Raw genomic sequence first — 265 nt, forward strand, 5'->3', positions numbered from 1 at the left:
CCATAGAGAGCAAGTAAATACGGAATACTTGCACTTGAAAAGCCTGTGACATTTGTAAAGATCGGAGTGAAATAACTAAATGCTGCAAACGTACCACCAATAATGAACATACTTGTTACGTACGCTGCCCAAAGATGAATATTCTTAAATCGCAGAAGTTCGTCTTTCCAATGTAATTGCTCTTTATTTGAAGATGATGGTAACAACCATTGAATCATAAGCCCTGATACTAGCACAAGAACAGAAACAGCCCCAAAACTAATAC

At 37.4% G+C, this 265-nt stretch carries 1 pseudogene; it reads right to left on the reverse strand.

The annotated features are described in order from the left end of the window. Positions 1-265: pseudogene (locus ACS2QP_RS27915) on the reverse strand (MFS transporter); the annotation flags it as partial.

Origin of the sequence: Bacillus cereus group sp. Bce019 (assembly GCF_051781745.1) — a bacterium.
Taxonomy (GTDB): Bacteria; Bacillota; Bacilli; order Bacillales; family Bacillaceae_G; genus Bacillus_A; species Bacillus_A cereus.